The 15,532-nt window shown below is 68.3% G+C and carries 15 protein-coding genes; 1 reads left to right on the top strand and 14 read right to left on the bottom strand.

The genetic code is table 11. The annotated features are described in order from the left end of the window. Window positions 1-9: 9 nt before the first annotated feature. The 14 genes from pilV (BM436_RS22960) to BM436_RS22895 all read right to left on the bottom strand — a co-directional run bounded on the left by pilV (BM436_RS22960) (window position 10) and on the right by BM436_RS22895 (window position 14,898). Entirely contained in the window at window positions 10-1,512 is a 1,503-nt protein-coding gene (gene pilV, locus BM436_RS22960) for a shufflon system plasmid conjugative transfer pilus tip adhesin PilV (RefSeq protein WP_093557865.1), read from the bottom strand. A gap of 9 nt (window positions 1,513-1,521) precedes the next feature. Next, entirely contained in the window at window positions 1,522-3,030 is a 1,509-nt protein-coding gene (gene pilV / locus BM436_RS22955; RefSeq protein WP_093557864.1) for a shufflon system plasmid conjugative transfer pilus tip adhesin PilV, read from the bottom strand. Window positions 3,031-3,040: 10 nt separating this feature from the next. Continuing rightward, window positions 3,041-3,535 carry a type IV pilus biogenesis protein PilM gene (gene pilM / locus BM436_RS22950; protein WP_143133285.1) on the bottom strand — a complete coding sequence of 165 codons (495 nt, stop codon included), beginning with the start codon at window positions 3,533-3,535 and terminating at the stop codon, window positions 3,041-3,043. Between the two features lie 15 nt (window positions 3,536-3,550). Then, complete coding sequence (locus tag BM436_RS22945; RefSeq protein WP_143133284.1) at window positions 3,551-4,558, bottom strand: ATPase, T2SS/T4P/T4SS family; 1,008 nt, start codon at window positions 4,556-4,558, stop codon at window positions 3,551-3,553. Window positions 4,559-4,585: 27 nt separating this feature from the next. Then, entirely contained in the window at window positions 4,586-5,137 is a 552-nt protein-coding gene (locus BM436_RS22940; protein ID WP_093557861.1) for a type 4 pilus major pilin, read from the bottom strand. Between the two features lie 34 nt (window positions 5,138-5,171). After that, window positions 5,172-6,248 (bottom strand): type II secretion system F family protein, encoded by a 1,077-nt coding sequence (locus BM436_RS22935; RefSeq protein WP_093557860.1) that lies wholly within the window; start codon window positions 6,246-6,248, stop codon window positions 5,172-5,174. Further along, window positions 6,238-7,860: a GspE/PulE family protein gene (locus BM436_RS22930; protein WP_093557859.1), complete on the bottom strand. Its 1,623-nt coding sequence runs from the start codon at window positions 7,858-7,860 to the stop codon at window positions 6,238-6,240. The genes BM436_RS22935 and BM436_RS22930 overlap by 11 nt, the downstream gene beginning before the upstream one ends. After that, window positions 7,857-8,414 (bottom strand): type IV pilus biogenesis protein PilP, encoded by a 558-nt coding sequence (gene pilP, locus BM436_RS22925; RefSeq protein WP_093557858.1) that lies wholly within the window; start codon window positions 8,412-8,414, stop codon window positions 7,857-7,859. Before pilP ends, BM436_RS22930 begins: the two co-directional genes overlap by 4 nt. Continuing rightward, window positions 8,404-9,672, bottom strand: coding sequence for a type 4b pilus protein PilO2 (gene pilO2 / locus BM436_RS22920; RefSeq protein ID WP_093557857.1), 1,269 nt, complete (start codon window positions 9,670-9,672; stop codon window positions 8,404-8,406). The genes pilP and pilO2 overlap by 11 nt, the downstream gene beginning before the upstream one ends. A 15-nt stretch (window positions 9,673-9,687) precedes the next feature. Continuing rightward, window positions 9,688-11,448, bottom strand: a complete 1,761-nt coding sequence (gene pilN / locus BM436_RS22915) for a PilN family type IVB pilus formation outer membrane protein (RefSeq protein WP_093557856.1) — start codon at window positions 11,446-11,448, stop codon at window positions 9,688-9,690. Then, a complete protein-coding gene (locus BM436_RS22910; protein WP_229490626.1) occupies window positions 11,448-11,954 on the bottom strand; it encodes a toxin co-regulated pilus biosynthesis Q family protein in 507 nt (168 codons plus the stop codon). Before BM436_RS22910 ends, pilN begins: the two co-directional genes overlap by 1 nt. A 316-nt stretch (window positions 11,955-12,270) precedes the next feature. Further along, the gene (gene sctC / locus BM436_RS22905; RefSeq protein ID WP_093557854.1) at window positions 12,271-14,247 is read right to left on the bottom strand and encodes a type III secretion system outer membrane ring subunit SctC; all 1,977 of its coding nucleotides are present in this window, start codon (window positions 14,245-14,247) and stop codon (window positions 12,271-12,273) included. Continuing rightward, window positions 14,244-14,654 carry a hypothetical protein gene (locus BM436_RS22900; protein WP_093557853.1) on the bottom strand — a complete coding sequence of 137 codons (411 nt, stop codon included), beginning with the start codon at window positions 14,652-14,654 and terminating at the stop codon, window positions 14,244-14,246. The genes sctC and BM436_RS22900 overlap by 4 nt, the downstream gene beginning before the upstream one ends. 4 nt (window positions 14,655-14,658) lie before the next feature. Then, window positions 14,659-14,898: a hypothetical protein gene (locus BM436_RS22895; protein WP_093557852.1), complete on the bottom strand. Its 240-nt coding sequence runs from the start codon at window positions 14,896-14,898 to the stop codon at window positions 14,659-14,661. A gap of 205 nt (window positions 14,899-15,103) precedes the next feature. On the opposite strand from BM436_RS22895, the gene BM436_RS22890 reads away from it, so the two are divergent. Beyond that, window positions 15,104-15,520, top strand: coding sequence for a hypothetical protein (locus BM436_RS22890; protein ID WP_093557851.1), 417 nt, complete (start codon window positions 15,104-15,106; stop codon window positions 15,518-15,520). Window positions 15,521-15,532: the final 12 nt, after the last annotated feature.

The raw sequence follows: 15,532 nt of genomic DNA, 5'->3' as shown, positions 1-15,532 counted from the left end.
CCATGCCGTCTATTCGCTGTAGATGATCAGCACGAATGTGATGTAGTCGCCCGCCGCCGCGCCCGGCTCCATGTACAGGTGGAGCCGGGTGATGTTCTCGGGGATCTTCTGCAGGCCGATGTCACCCAGGTTCTGCACACCCGTGCCCGCGCTGTCGAGCTGCGACAGGCAGCCGCCGACGTAGGCGATGGCGGCGCCGCTAGTGTCGAGCATATTGACCGACACCTGCGCCTTGGCGGACGCGGTGGCGTGGCAGGTGGAATAGCCCGTCACGTACAGCGGGCGCGCGCCCGGCAGCGCCGCCAGGTCGATCGTCAGATCGCGCACGCCGTCGCCGGGAACCAGTTCCCAGCCCTGCTGGTAGACGCGGTTGGTGAGGCGTACGCCGCGCGCGCTGCGCCACAGTCCGGATTGACAGGACAGGGTCTCGCCGGCGGCGTCCCGGGCCAGCGTGCCGTTGGTGCCGCAGGCGGCGTTGCGCGTCACGGTCTGGTTCAGGGTGATCAGATTGGCGGTCAGGGTTTCGGGCACGTGGAAATCGCCGTTCTGGTCCACCGCCAGCGCTTCCCAGGCCGCGCCGCTCCAGGTGAAGGCGCGGTTCAATCCGGTCACCATGCGGGTGTCCCCGGTCTGGCTGCCGGTGATGGGCAGATCGGCGTGGGCCGCCACCGGGTCGCGCCAGAAGCCGGAGCCCTGGCGCCGCCACACGCCGGCCTGGCAGCTCAGCATGCGGCCGGACGCGTCGACGGCGAGCTTGCCGCTGCCGCTGGCGGCGGTGCAGCGCGGATCGGTGGCGTCGTCCTCGACCGCCTGCGCGCCGGTGCCCGGCGCCAGGTGCAGCGGCGTGTTCATCTGGTTCAGTTCCGGCCGTCCCGGCACGGCGTTGCGATACAAGAAGTCCTGCGTCAACTGCCCGGGGCCGTCATAGAACAGGCTCGACACCAGATGCCCGCCATCGTCGGCCGCCGCTCCCGTCAGCACGGTCACGCCGCCGCATGGCACGTCGCGATAGTCGGAGGTGGCCAGCTGCCACGACGCGCCGCGCGCGGTGCCCGGCGCGGCGGCGCTGATGTAACCGCCGCCCTGGCCGGCCTGCATCGCCACCTGGGCCAGGTCGCGCTCCGGGATCGCGGTGCCGCCAAAGGCCGCCACCAGCGCGTTCAACTTGCCGGCCGCCGATTGCCGCACCAGCACGCACGAGGTCTGGCTGAAGACGTTGGTGCTGGAGAAGCCATCCGGCAGGAAGCCCCCCGCCCTCAACTCCGCGACCGTGACGGGGGCGACCGCGCCGCCCGCCGTGGCGGCCATCAGGTCCGCGTAGTTCGCCGTGATGTAGCGGTGCGCGCCGTCCACCACCTGCGCCTGGTGCAGCGCGGCCTGCTGGCCCTTGGCGTCGTCCAGCGAGGTGTCGATCATCGCGGACAAGCCCAGCAGCAAAGCCGAGGCGACGGCCAGCGCGGCCAGGGTTTCGATCACGGTCATGCCTTGCTGCCGGCGTTTGGTGCTATGCATGGATGCGGCCTATTCGCTGGTGTAGATTTTGATTGCAATGTTGATGTAGTCGGTCGGCCCCGCCCCCACCTCCACCTCCCGGTGCAGGCGCAGCCGGGTGACATTCTCGGGAATCTCCTGCAGGCCGAAGCTGCCCTTGTTCAGCACGCCCGCGCCGCCGTTGTCGGGCCGGGACATGCAGCCGCCGGCGATGTAGCCGTTGTTGGCCGCGTCGAGCATGTTGACGTAGGCGTACGCCCGGGGGTACCCCGTCGCGTGGCAGAAGGCGTAGCCCGTCAGGTACAGCGGGCGCGGTCCCGGCAGCGCGGTGAGGTCGATGTAGGTGTCCACCACCGTGCCGTCGCCGACGTGCGCCGTCCATTCCTGGTCGTACACCAGCGCGGAGAGGCGGAACTCGAGGGGATTGCGCCACTGGCCCGACTGGCAGGACAGGGCCAGGCCGGTGGCGTCGCTGGCGATCGCGCCGTCGGGAGCGCAGGCCGTGTTCTTCACCACGGTCCGGCTCACCCGGATGAAATTGGCGCGCAGCGTTTCCGGCACGAGGAAATCGCCGTTCCGGTCCACCGCCAGGGCTTCCCAGGCCGCGCCGCTCCAGGTGAAGGCGCGGTTCAATCCGGTCACCATGCGCGTCTCTCCGGCCTGGTTGCCGCTGGCGGGAAGGCTTGCGTGGGACGGCACCGGGTCGCGCCAGAAGCCGGAACCCTGGCGCCGCCACACGCCGGCCTGGCAGCTCAGCATCCGGCCGGACGCGTCGACGGCGACCTTGCCGTCGCCACCGGCGGCGGTGCAGCGCGGATCGGCGGCGTCGTCCTCCACCGCCTGCGCGCCGGTGCCCGGCGCCAGGTGCAGCGGCGTGTTCATGCGGTTCGCCTCCGGCCGTCCCGGCACCGCTTCGCGGGACAGGAAGTCCTGCGGCAATTGCCCCGGGCCGTCGTGCAACAGGTTGGACACCAGGTGCCCGCCATCGCTGGCCGCGCCCGTCAGCACCGGCGCGCCGGCGCCGCAGGCGATGTCGCGGTAGCTGGTGGTGGGCAGCGCCCACGAGGCGCCGCGCGCGAGGCCAGGCGCGGCGGCGCTGATGTAGCCGCCGCCCTGGCCCGCCTGCATGGCCATCTGCGGCAGATCGCGCTCCGGGATCGCCGTGCCGCCGTGGGTCGCCACCAGGGCGTCCAGCTTGCCGGGCACCGTTTGCAGCACCAGCACGCACGCGGCCTGCCCGAACGCGTTGGTGCCGGAAAAGCCCTCCGGCAGGAAGCCGTCCGCCTGCAGTTGCGCCGCCGAGATCGCGGCGGCGGCGCCACCCGTGGTGTTGAGCAACAGTTCCGCGTGCTTGGCCGCGATGTATTTGCTGGCCGCCACCGCCACCTGCGCCTGGTGCAGCGAGGTCTGCTGTCCTTTGGCGTCGTCCAGCCAGGCGGCCACGGCCGAGGAGAAGCCCACCAGCAGAATCGATGCGAGGGCCAGCGCGCCCAGGGTTTCTATCAGCGTCAGGCCCCGCTGTGTGCGTTTGAAGATCATGGCGCCCTCCTCAATCGCGCGCGGCCAGCCAGACCAGCGCCGCGTCCGGGATGCCGGCACTGCCGGCGGAGGGCAGCGTCACGCGGCTGCCATCGGCCGGCGAATACAGCGACTGGTCCGCGGCCCGGTAGATGCCGACCGTCAGCGCGTTGCGGGACAGCTTCAGCACCTCGCTCACGATGTTGGCCGGCGCCGCGTTGGCCGAGTAGATGTAGATGACGCCCGTGGCGTCGCGGTAGTTGGCCCAGGTGACGGTGGCGGGGCTGGTGGACAGCTTGGACCAGGCCGGCACCGCGCCCGAGGCGTTCAGGGTGGCGATGTCGATGCTGGTATCGGTCACGTCGTTGGCCTTGAAGTAGGCGACCACCGCCTGGCGGTAGATCGCCATGGATTCGGCCACTTCGCGCGCCTCCTGTTTTTGCACCGCCATCCGGGTGCGTTCGGCCGGCATCATGTAGAAACCGGTCAACGCGGCCATCACGAACACGACTATCGCACTCCACATTGCAGCCTCCCTGGTTCAACCCGGCACGAATCTGCGCGCCGAGGCGTTTTCACCTATCATTTCAGCCATCTGCCGGCGCATCTCCGACGTCAGCAGCTCGAACTCTCCCTTGCGCAGCACCGCCCTCGTGACGGGTGCGTCCTTCAGGAACAGGAACTCCGTTTCCAGTCTCGGCGCGTGCCTGGCGCCATGCACTATCTGCTGGTGCAGCACGCCGAGCAGGCCTTCCGCCAGCAGCGCGTGCGCGTTGCCCGGCCGCCGTTCGCCGAGCAAGGCGTTCAGCCGCGTCACGGTCTGCACCACGTCCTCGGCCAGCATGGTGGTGATGACCAGGTAGCCGTTGAAACTCGCCTTCAGCAATTCGGTCGCGCTTTCCTCGTCGCGGATCTCACCGATCAGGATGGTGCCGGCGCGCCAGCGCATGATGTTGCGCATGGCCTCGGGAAGGGCGCCCGGCTCGCGCGGCAACAGGGTTTGGAAACAGACCCCGTGGCCATGCAGCCCTTCCAGCGGCAACTCGATGGGGTTTTCCCCGGTCACCGCGACGCCGCCGTGCAGGCCGAGCCGGTCCTTGAGCATGGCGCCGGCGGTCATCGTCTTGCCCGACTTGATCGCGCCGGAGACGATGAACAAGCCTGACAGGCCGGGCATCATCATGCGGCGGATGTAGGCCTGCGGAACGCCCAGTTCCGCCAGCGAGCTGACGGCGGTGGCCATGCGGCGCACCACGAACACGTCGCCGGCCCGCGCCGGCATGGTGGCGACCCGATAGCAGGCTCCGTCGTAGGCGACCTTGAATTCGTCCGGGTCGGGCGCCCTGCTCCGTTGCTCCGTGCAGGCCACGGTCAGCCGCGCGAGATCGTCCCGCAGCAATGGGCCGGCCGGCAGCGGATTGAACGCGGCGCCCGGCACATCGGCCACACGGTCTTGCAGCGCTGGATGGCCAAGGTAAAGATCCGAAAACTCCAATTCCCTGACGTTGTTCGCCGTCGTCACATCCACCAGGGTTGGGTTGGATCGCATCGGAATCGCCGCGCCGGTTTGCAAGGCTTAGTTTGCCGTGAAGACGACCGTGTTGGTGGCGGAGGCGCAGACGGCCGCCGCTGAGGTGGCTGGGGCCGGGAACGTCGTAACGGTGGCACTCGCTCCATCGCTGATTTGCGTCCAGCCACTCGCACCACTGACCACACTGACGCATACGTCCTGCGGCACGAGGGTGTAGGTAATGGTGAATGCAGTTGCACTGGTTGCCGCGATAGCGACCGTCCCGCCCCAAGTATTGTTTATAGTCGAAGGCGTTCCGGTGACGACCCTCAGCGTGTTGGGAATGGCTTTGCCGGTGATCAGATTTGCCTGCATCGCGCTGTCGGCGTTGTATGCCTGCCCCGTATACATTTTGCGTACGACCGTGCGCAAGGCAACTACTTCTTCCGCTGTCTGATTGGACTTTGCGCTACCGAAGGCGCCGGTCAGCAGCGACACGGCACCCAACACCACCAAGGCGGCGACGCCCAGGTAAGCAATTCCCTCCAGCAGGGAGGCGCCGCGTTGGCGTGCGCGGTTGGATGGTGCGCGGGAAACGAATGGTTTTGCGTTTTTCATGGGATTCTCCAGTTGATTATTTTTTGTTGGCGGTTCAATGTACTGCGCGAGTCATTGTTGCAATTTCATGCTGGATGCCGAAGAAGCCGGTCACCAGCCATCCAATCACGATCGCCAGGGTGGCGATCGAAAAGCCGTTCAGTATCTTCATCTGAAGGCTAACCTGGGCGATGCCCTCCTCCATCCACTCGTCGGCCATGAGCTTGAGCGCCTCGCCGAAGCCGCGGTACTCGGCATACACGCACAAGTCGTCGACCACCTCGTCGGATGGAAAACCGTAGCCTGCGTTGCGCAGCGCCTCGCCGCAATTGAGGCCGGAACGCACGCCGAGCAGCGCGCCGTCCAGGCGTTCCTGCAGCCACGGGTCGGCGAGGTCCGACAGGCGCGTCAGCGATTTCTCGACAGTGACGCCGGCCGACTGCAGGGCCGAGAAGGCCAGCAGAAAACCGCTGCCCACCACAAGCCGGTAAATCGAGAACGGCGCGAAGCGGTCGAAGAAGATGCGCGCGTCGCCCCGCCAGCGCGGCAGCGAGGCCACCAGGCCGGCCAGCGCCAGCACCAGCACGATGACGAAAGGCAGCATCCAGTCCTGCACCAGCACCGACATGATGTACAGCGACTTGGCCGCGCCGCGCCAGTGCGAGGGATCCACGATGCGCGTGAACTCCGGAATCACCTTGGTGCCGAACATGTAGATGTAGACCAGGATCAGGAACAGGATCGCCATCGGATAGGCGATGCCCGCCATGATCACCGCCTTGATCTTGCGCTGCGCCTGCACCACGTCGATCACCGCCAGCAGCGCGGTTTCCATGTGGCCGGACTGCGCGCCGGCCATCAGGATCATGCGCTCGGTCTTGGGCGCCCACCACTCCAGGCCCTCGGCCAGCATGCGGCCGTTCTGCACCAGGCGGCGGCAGTCGTCCAGCACGATGGCCAGCGGCTCGCCCGGCTTGCGCCCGTTGTGCGAGGCGCGGTCGCGCAGCACCTCCAGGATGCGCAGCAAGGGCAGGCCGTTGGCCAGCATCTTGGCGATCTTGCGGTACAGGCGCACCCGCACCGCGTCCGTGAACTGGGTTTTCGCCCACCAGCGGGTCGCGTCAAACCGCATGCATCATCTCCGGGGAGTGGCGCGGCGCGTCTTGCGAGGGCACCGTGGAGAGGTGGCCCACCACCTTTTCAGCCATGCGCGGGTCTACCAGGCCGGCGGCGATCTTCTCGATCGCGTGCTCGCGTATGGTCTTGCCGCCCAGCTCGTGCAGCCAGTAGGCCATGGCCTCCGTCTTCTCGCCGGCGCGGATGTATTTGAAGAACTGGTCGTCCGGCACGATGACCTCGGCGATCACGGAGCGGCCGATGGTGCCCTGCTGCTTGCAGTGCTCGCAGCCGGGGCCGGCGATGCGCACCCGGTGCATGTGGCCGCCGACCGCGTGCTGCACCCGCGCATAGGCGGCCGGGGGCAATTCGTGCGGATGCTCCACCAGCGGCTTGCAGCAGTGCTGGCACAGCACCTTCACCAGGCGCTGGCTGATCAGGCCGGTGATGATGGTGTGGTCGGCCACCAGGCTGAGCGCCAGGCCCAGGTCGACCAGGCGGTCGACGATGGCCAGCGCGCTGTTGGCGTGCACCGTGGTCCAGACCTGGTGGCCCGTCATGGCGGCGCGCAGCGCGTTCTGGGCCGAGGCGGCGTCGCGCATCTCGCCGATCATGATCACGTCCGGGTCGAGCCGCATGGCGTTCGAGATCGCCGCCGCGAACTGGCGCGAGCGGTCGGCCTCCGAGCTGGCGTTGGTGACGGCGGTCTGCACCGCGCCGTCGATCGGGTACTCGACCGGGTCTTCCACGGTGAGCACGTGCAGCTTGCCCTCGGCCTCGATGATCTCGCCGCTCAGGATGCGCTGCAAGGTGGTCGACTTGCCGGAGCCGGTGGGGCCGCTGATGATGTTCATGCCGATCGGCTGTTCCTTCAGCTGCTGCAGCAGCGCCGCGTGGGTGTCGCTGAAGCCGAGCGGGCGCACGTCGACGTTGTCGCCGGCGTCGTTGTACAGCAGGCGCAGCACCATCACCATGCCCTCGCTGGTGGGCGCGGTGGCGATGCGCACGCCGTACAGGCGGGGCGGCAGCTTGTCGCGGTCGGAGATGGCGGCGTCCTGGCGCTCCATGGGCTTGTAGGAGTTGTCGGAAACCGAGGTCATGGCGCCATACAGCGTGGCCAGCAGGCGCTCGCCGTATTCGCGCGTCTGGCTGCCGGCCGGCACCAGGTCGTTGTGGATGCGGAACAGGATCTCGGTGCAGTTCTTCTTCACGCGGATGTGGATGTCCGAGGCGCGCGCGCCGCAGGCCTTGCTCAGCAGGTCCTTGGCGGTCACCTGCATCATCGAATGCGCCTCGTGGCGCTCGGCGCCGCCGCCGGCCACGCCGCCCTGGTAGGTGCGGGCGATGGTCTCGATCTTGGTGAACACCACCTGGAACGGCCGGTGCATCTTCTCCAGCCTGGCCTGGTAGGACAGCACGTGCGGGTTCAGGCTCTGGCCCTCGGCGACCAGCAGGCGGCCGTCGCTCAGCAGGCAGAGCAGCTTTTTCTCCTCGCCGCTGGCCTCGAACACGCCGGTGCGGCTCGCCACGGCGGCGCCGGAAAAGTCGCAGCCGCCACGGTTCTGGTCCAGGCGGTCGGAGCGGGAGGCGGCGTCGGCCTCCGCGTTTTTCAGGGCGAACAGGTTCATCGCGCGCCTCCCTTCGGCGCCGCCGACGGCTGCGACATGGGCAACGGCAGGGCCATGGGCGGCGGCAGGACCGGATAGGCGGCGGACTGGCGCGGCGCCTGCTGGGCGAGGCGGACGCGCTTCTCGCGCTTCTTCGTCCCGCTGGCGACCACCACGTTGCCCGGCGCGATGGACAGCACCCGCATGCCGTTGGCCAGCACGTCGCCGGCCTGCGCCTCGACCATGCTGCCGTCGCCCAGTTGCAGCGTGGCGAACATGGCGCGGCCGATGCCCTCCACCCCCACCAGCACCGGGTCGCCCTGCTTCGGCGTCTGCGTCTGCGCCGCCTGGCTGATCGCGCTTTGTTTCGCGGCGATGTCGCCCTGCTTGCTCAGGATGCTGGCCTGGACGTCCAGCTGGCGCTCGCGCGCCTTGAGCAGCAGGGTCTCCTCCTCGATGCGGGTGAGCTTGTCGGAGGTGGGGTCGGCGAACGCCGCGCCGCAGGACAGCGAGGCGGCCAGCAAGGCGGCGGTCAAGACGGCGACCCGGCCCGCGCGTTTCGTGTTATTTGACATACATCACTCCCTCTATGGACCACCGCCCGCCACGGAAAATCAACTGGTCGATACGCACGCCGGGCCGCTCCAGCACCGCCGCCACCGTCACCGGCGCCAGGCCGACGGTATCGATCTTGAACGCGTAGGTCTGCCACTCCGGCGGCGGCGCGCCCTGGCCGACGGCGTTCGGCGCGGCTTTCTGCGCCGCGTTCGCCAACATCAGCGGCACCCCCATTAGTTGCAGCCGGGACAGGATTGGTTCCATCAGCTCCTTGCGGGCCAGCAGCGCCTCGGCGGCGTTGCGCTCCAGCTTGAGCGGCTCGGCGTGGCTGGCCTTCTCGCCGCTCAGGTCGAACTCGGCCTTGGGCACTTGCGCCTGCAGCATGGCCACCGTCGACGCCTGGCGCGACCAGGTGTAGCGCACCTGGTCGCCGGTGCAGACATAGGTGTCCAGCAGCCAGCCGCCGGGCGCCAGGTGGGCCAGCCGCTCGACGCAGGCCTGGGCCGTGCGCAGCGGCGCCGGCTTGGCGCCCCAGGGCGGCGGCTGCACCGTGGGCGCGGCCAGCATTTTCTGGCGCGCCGCCGCGATGGCGGCGTCCAGTTCGCGCTCGGCCTTCAGGCGCTTCTGGTGCTGCCAATACAGGCCGCCGCCGATGGCGGCCAGCGCCAGCGCGGCCGCCACCGCGATCGGCCAGCGTGGCCGGCGCCGGCGCAGCGGCTGCAGGCCCCACCAACGGTGCGGCCTGATACGGCCGTCCTTGCGGTGCGGGATCAGGCTCTCGATGCTGCGCGCCTCGAAATTGTGGAATCCGTAGTCGGCCAGCTCCTCGTCGCCGATCACCACGTTCCAGCCGCCCAGGCCATAGTCGCCGTGCAGGCGTTCGAGCACTTCCTCCTTGGTGCCGGCGAAGTCGCCGTTGGGCAGGAAGTTGGCGTCGCGCACCGCGAAGTAGGCCCATTTCCCGTCCGGCAGCTTGAGGGCCGCCAGCCAGTTGTGGACGCGCTGCTTTTCGCCGTCGTAGAACGCGCCCTCGATGGCCAGCGTCTTGGAGACGATGGCGCCCAGCGAGAACATGCCGCGGCGCGCACCCTCGGAGCTGTGGGCGAAGCCGGCCTGCGCGGTCGAATGGTCGGTGCGCAGCACCAGCAGGTCCGATTCGATCTTCCTGGCCAGTTCGCGCGCCTCCTTGGCCAGCTCGCGCGGGCGGGACAGCGATTGCCAGAACAGGCCGCAGACGAAGCGGTGCTTTTCTATTTGGAGGATATGGATCGCCATGCCGTATTCCCCGGGTCAGGTGCCAATCGTGACGGGCGTGATCAGGATCACGATCGATTCCTTGCTGGTGCGCGTCTTGATGCCGCCGCCGAGCACCGCGTTGCGGGCGTCGCCGACGCCCTGGCGGTCCAGGTTGTCGTCGGTCTGCTCGAAGCCGCTGATGATCAGGGTCTCGTTCGACTTCAGGGCCACGCGCTGCAGGAAGTTGCGGGTGTCGATCTCGGGCGACTCGATCTTGCTGGTGCCGCTCTGCACCTCGCGGATGCGGCGCAGCGAGGAGATGTCGGTCGAGAATTGCAGCAGCACCGTGCCGTTGGTGAGCACGTGCGGCAGGATGCTCATGTTGAAGCCGGAGGTGACGGTGCCCGGCACCAGCGTGGTGGTGGTGCCGACCTGCGCCACCACGGCGGTCTGCGAGGACTGCAGATAGGAGGTCTGCTTCGCCACCTGCAGCGGGACCGGCTGGTTGTTGAGGGTGATGACCGAGGCGGTTGTCTCGCGCCGCACCTTGCCCTGCTTGGACAGGGCGTCGATGATGGCGGTGCTGCCGGCGAAGCGCGAATTGCCGACGATGCCGGCGGTGAGGCGGTTCGCCTCCACGCTGGAGGGGAAGGCGCTGGTCAGCTTGTACTTCTCGCTCAGGGTGCTGTACACCAGGTCCCAGTTGATGCCGTAGTTCTCGTCGTCGCTCAGGTTCACCGACAGCACGGTCACGTTGATCACCACTTGCTTGGACAGGGTCTTGTTCTCGTTGTCGATATAGGCGGCCACGCGCTCCAGCGTGTCCGGCGTGTCGACCACGGTGATGGAGCCGGTGGCGGGCGAGACCACGACCTTGCCGTAGCCGGACAGCATGGCCTTGACCGCGCTTTCGATGCTGCCGTAGACCGACAGGCGCGAGGCCACCGCCGTGTTCTGCATGTTGTTGGCGGTGAGGCCGTTGCCCGAGCCGCCGGACGCGCCGCCCGCGCCGCCCGAGCCGCCGCCCGCGCCACCGCCGCCGCCACCGGCCGAGGAGGCGCCGCTGGCGACCTGCGCACTGAAGGAGGCGTCGCCGGGCAGCGTGTTGATCTGGAAGGTGCGCGATTCGGTGTGGTAGAACTGGATGGCGCCGTCGGCATACTTCCACGACACGCCGAAGCGCGCGGCGACGGTGTCGAGCAAGCCCTTGAAGTTGCCGCCCGCGTAGTAGATGCGGATCTGCGGCGCCGCGCCGCCCTGCTGGGAGGCCCCGCCGGCCATGCCCGGACGCGGCGCGCCCATCGGCATGGGCATGGGCATGGGCATCGGCATCGGCATCGGCGCGAAGCCGCCTTGGGCGGCCGGGGCGGCGCCCGTCGCGCCGGCGGGCGCATTGCCAGCCGCGCCGTTCGCGCCGCGCGCCCCTTCGGCGATGCCCTGCGCGTCCGGCGTGACCTTGACCGGCAGCCCGGAACGCAGGCTGAGCCGCTCGGCCAGTTCCGCGAGGGACGACACGGTCTTGTCGAAGGTCGCTTCCTGGTGGAACACGGCCGGCAGCGCGGGCTTGCCCAGCTTGACCACTTCCTGGCCCAGCCATATTCCCGCCTCGTGGGTGACCGCGGCCGGCGGCTTGGCGACGACACCCGGGGCGGCGCGCCCGGTTTCCTTGACGAGCCTGGAAACCGTGTCGGAGGACTGGTCGACGCGGCTGTCGATCTGTTGCGACAGGCCGGTGCAGGCCGACAACAGCAGCAAGGACGGCAGCAACAGCAGTGGAAGCGGACGCGGCAGCGCGGCGCGGAGTTTGGCGGTCATTATTCGCTTCCTTTCGGGACGATGCGCAGCACGCGGTTGCCTTCGTAGAAAATCGCCTTCATCGGTATCTCGGCGGTGGCCATGCTCTTCGTCACCATCCCGACCGCCTCGGCGAAGGTGCCGCGGACCTCGGTGCGCAAGCCCACCGCGTAATCCACCGGCAGCTCCCACACCAGTTGCCAGCCGGCGGCCGCGGCCCAGCGCGCCAGCACGGTGTTCAATGTCTTGTCGGCCGGCGTCACTTCCCAGGCCGGCGCGGGCGGCGGTGGCGGTGGCGCGACGGGCGCGGCCGTGGCGGGGGCGGCCGGTTTCGCCGCCTGCGCCTGGCCGGCGGCGGGCTTGGCGGCGTCGGCGGCGCGGGCGCGGTTGCCGGAGGCGGCCGCCGCGTCCATCAGGTCGGCGTAGTCCTCCTCGCAATCGTCGTCGCTCATGGCCGGGCCGAGGTCGAGTTTCAAGCCCAGCGCCTTGTCGGCCAGGGGGGACGCGGGGCTTGAAAACGTTTTCAAGCCCGTATGCACCGAGGACGCGGCGAAGCAGCCAGCGCTTCCCATGCAAAGGACGACGCCCAGCGAGCCTGCGAGCAGTTTTTTGTGGTACTGTAGAGGTCCGTGACTTGCAAAATGCATGCTTGTCTCCTTTTTTCTAGGCGCTCTCTAGGCGCATGGCTTGCTGTCTTGGAGGTTTCGCGTCCGGTATTGATCCAGGACACGACTCGCCGGTTAATGCCGTGATGCTCCGCAAAGGTTCATCTTCAGGAGCGGACGATAGCTCAATATTTTCCATGGCGCAATATTTAATTCCAAGTTGTAACTGGTTCAACCACTAGTAATTTTGCGGATTGACAGGCGGGGCGTCTCCCGTACCATCGGCCTTGGCGCGCCGGCAACGGACCTTCGCGCGCTTCTCGGGAACGGCGGCCCAGGACGGCTTTTCCGTGGCCGGTTCGCGCGCCTGGATGGCGGGCCCTGGCTGGTCGGCCGGGGCCGCGGGCGCAGGCGCCTCCGCCACCGCCACACGGGCCGGGGCGTCCGGCTTCGCGGCCTGCGCCAGCCGTTGCTGGGCCGACTCGGCGGCCCTGGAAACCGGCGCCGCCGCCATGCCGCCCACCCCCACCAGCCGCGGCGTGATCAGGAACAGGCGCTCGCGGTTGCTTTCGGACGCGGTGTCGTTGCGGAACAGGTGGCCGAGCACGGGCACGTCGCCCAGCAGCGGAACCTTGTTGCGTTTGGCCGACAGCGACTCGGCCCGGTAGCCGCCTATCATCAGCGTTTGCTGCGGCTCGATGATGGCCTGGGTGCTGATGGTGGAACGGGTCACATTGGCGTTGGCGCCGCTGTCGCCCAGCGCGCCGTCCTCGATGTCGATCTCCAGCCGCACCCGGGTCGCCGCGCCGTCCTGCACCATGCGGGGAATCACCCGCAGCATGGTGCCGGCGGTGATGTCGGCCAGGTCGGCGATGCGCTCGCCCACCAGCGGCATGTAGCGGGTCTGGCTCAGGTCGAGCACGGCGGCCACGTTGTTCAGGGTCAGCACGGTGGGCGTGGCCAGCACGCGCGCCTCGCCGTTGCCCTCCATGGCCTTGAGGCGGGCGTAGAAGCGGGCGGCGTTGCTGATCAGCAGGGTCGAGCCGGGCAGCGGCAATTCCAGCCCCTTGCCGTCGTCCTGCGTGGCGTTGACGCGGCCGACCACGTTGCCCTGGCCGCTGCGCACGCCCCACTCCACCCCCATCTCGGACAGCTTGTTGCGGTCGATGTCGATGATCAGCGCCTCGATTTCGATCTGCTGCGGCTGCACGTCCAGCTGGTCGATGAGGGACTGGTACATGGCGCGCTTGCTGACCAGGTCGTAGATCATGATGGCGTTCAGCGACGGGTCCGCCTCTATGCGGGGCGGGACGTTGCCACCGGCCGCCGCCTTGGCGCCGCGCGGCGCGCGCTCCTCGCGCTCGTCCTCCTCGCCGGCGTCGGCGCGGGGCGCGGGCAGCGGCAGTTTGGCGGCGTCGCCGGCCGGCTTGCCCCAGGCGGGGAACGGGATCTTTCCGACCTCCCTGGCCTCGCCCTTGCCGTTGTCCGGCTTGCGCGAGCGCTTCTGGCTGCTGCGCTCGTAGCGGGTGGAGGGGTCCTCGACCTTGCTGTCCGGCTGCTCGAAGATCAGCCTGGACAGGATGGACTTGATGCCGGGGATGGTTTCGCTCTTGCCCCGGGCGCTGATCACGCGGTCGGTGGCGCTGGCGTACTTCAGGCGGAACAGCATGATCTGCCGCTCCTTCCTGGCCACCTTGGCCTGGTCGGGCAGCAGGATCTCGCGCGCCAGCCGCACATACTCGCGCGGCCCGCTGATCACCACGATGCCCTCGTCGGGCAGCTCGCCCCAGCCGAAGCGGCTGTCGTACAGGCCCATGCCGACCAGCACCCCCTTGGCGTCCTGCACGGCGTCCTCCCCCACCTCCAGGCGCACCGAGGTGTTTTCCTCGCGCGGCACGACGTGCAGCGTGTCGCCGTAGACGAACCAGCGGAAGCGGTACTGCTGGGCGAGGCGGTCCAGGAACTCGGCGCCGCCGTCGGCGCGCAACTTCTCCTTCTTGACGGCGAGGTTGGCCACGCCCAGCGACAGCTGCACGCCGTAGACCTGGCCGAACTGCTCGAGCACCTGGCGCAGGGTCATGCCGGACGGCTCGATGGCGAAGCCGGTCTCCTTCCACGACGCCGGCACCGCCGCGCCGGCGGGGGGCGTCCAGCACAGGATGGCGCCGGCCAGCGCGGCCAGCAGCCAGCCCTGCGCGATGCGTGGCATGTTCATCGGTTCTCCCTCATCAGCTTGCTTCGTATCAGCCGCTCCTCGCGGCTGCTCCCGTGGTCCGGCTTGGCGGTGGCGATCGCCGCCACCGTGCGCAGCAACTCGAGCTGATCCAGCAGCTGCGCCAGCGCCTCCTGCGCGTCGGCCCAGCCCCGGGCGTCCGGCAGCCAGCGCGTCAGCAGCAGGACTGCGCCGTCGTCCGACAGCGCCCAGCCGGCGTCGAACTCGAGCGCGCTCTGGAAGCCCAGCTGCATGGCGTCCTCGACCTGCCGGCCGCCGCCCGCCTCCTGGAAATGGGCGCCCAGTTCGGCGCCGTCCTGATGCAGCCGCAGGTACACGGTCTCGCCGTCGATGCCGACCGGCTCGTCCAGGGGCAGGCCCCGCGGCTGCGCTAGATCGTCGATCCGCATGGTGTCAGCGCGAATCGGTCAGCGCGGTTTTCAGGGGCTTCTGGTACAGATTGAACTGCGCCGTCATGGCGGTGCCGGTGACGGACTGCTGCTCCAGCAGCTTGACGAACTCGTTAGGATCGGGCTTCTCCCCCGCCGACTGGCGGCGCAGGAAGTCGGTTTCCTGCTCGGTGATCTTCTTGAACTTCTCGTCCAGGTGACGAATGTTGTTCAGCACAAAATTGTGGTTGGTGTTGCGCGACATGAGAGCTCCTAATAAGTGGCATTTCGCGGAAAGAACGGGCTTGGCGCGGCTCGTTCGGGAATATGTGGCAGCACACAGAATTTAGTTCGATTTATTTTTCAATTAATGTCGAAGATAGTTGTGCGATGGAACTGTTGTCGTCCCGCCACCACCTATGGATGCAACAAGCACTCTTATCCAACGCAATCAACACTAGGAGATTCACATGGCTCTCAACGGCATTAGCGGCACCCAGGCACCAAACCCGGTCGATCAGAAGAACTTCCAGAACGAGATCAAGGACAAATCCCTGGGCGACCTGGCCAAGACGGTGGGCGACCAGAACGCCCCGCAGTGGAAGCGGGAAGAGGCCCTGAAGGAAATGCTGAAGGACCTGCTGACCAACAAGAACAACCCGCTGGAAGACGGCGAGAAAAGCCCGCTCCAGGACTTGCTGGATCAGCTGACCGGCAAGGGCAAGGGCAAGGGCGACAAGGGCGGCACGGGCGGCGCCGGCGAAAAAGGCGACAATTCCAAGGCCGGCGACGTGCTGGCGACGGTGCTCCAGGCGCTGGGCGTGCCCGCCGAAGTCGCGCAGGGCATCGGCGACATGGTCGGCGGCGGCGGCGAAGGCAAGATCTGAACCTGGCCGGGG

The organism is Pseudoduganella namucuonensis, from assembly GCF_900116645.1.
Taxonomy (GTDB): Bacteria; Pseudomonadota; Gammaproteobacteria; order Burkholderiales; family Burkholderiaceae_D; genus Rugamonas; species Rugamonas namucuonensis.
Note: the sequence above shows the minus strand (reverse complement) of the source record. Positions and strands in the feature narration are given on the sequence as shown.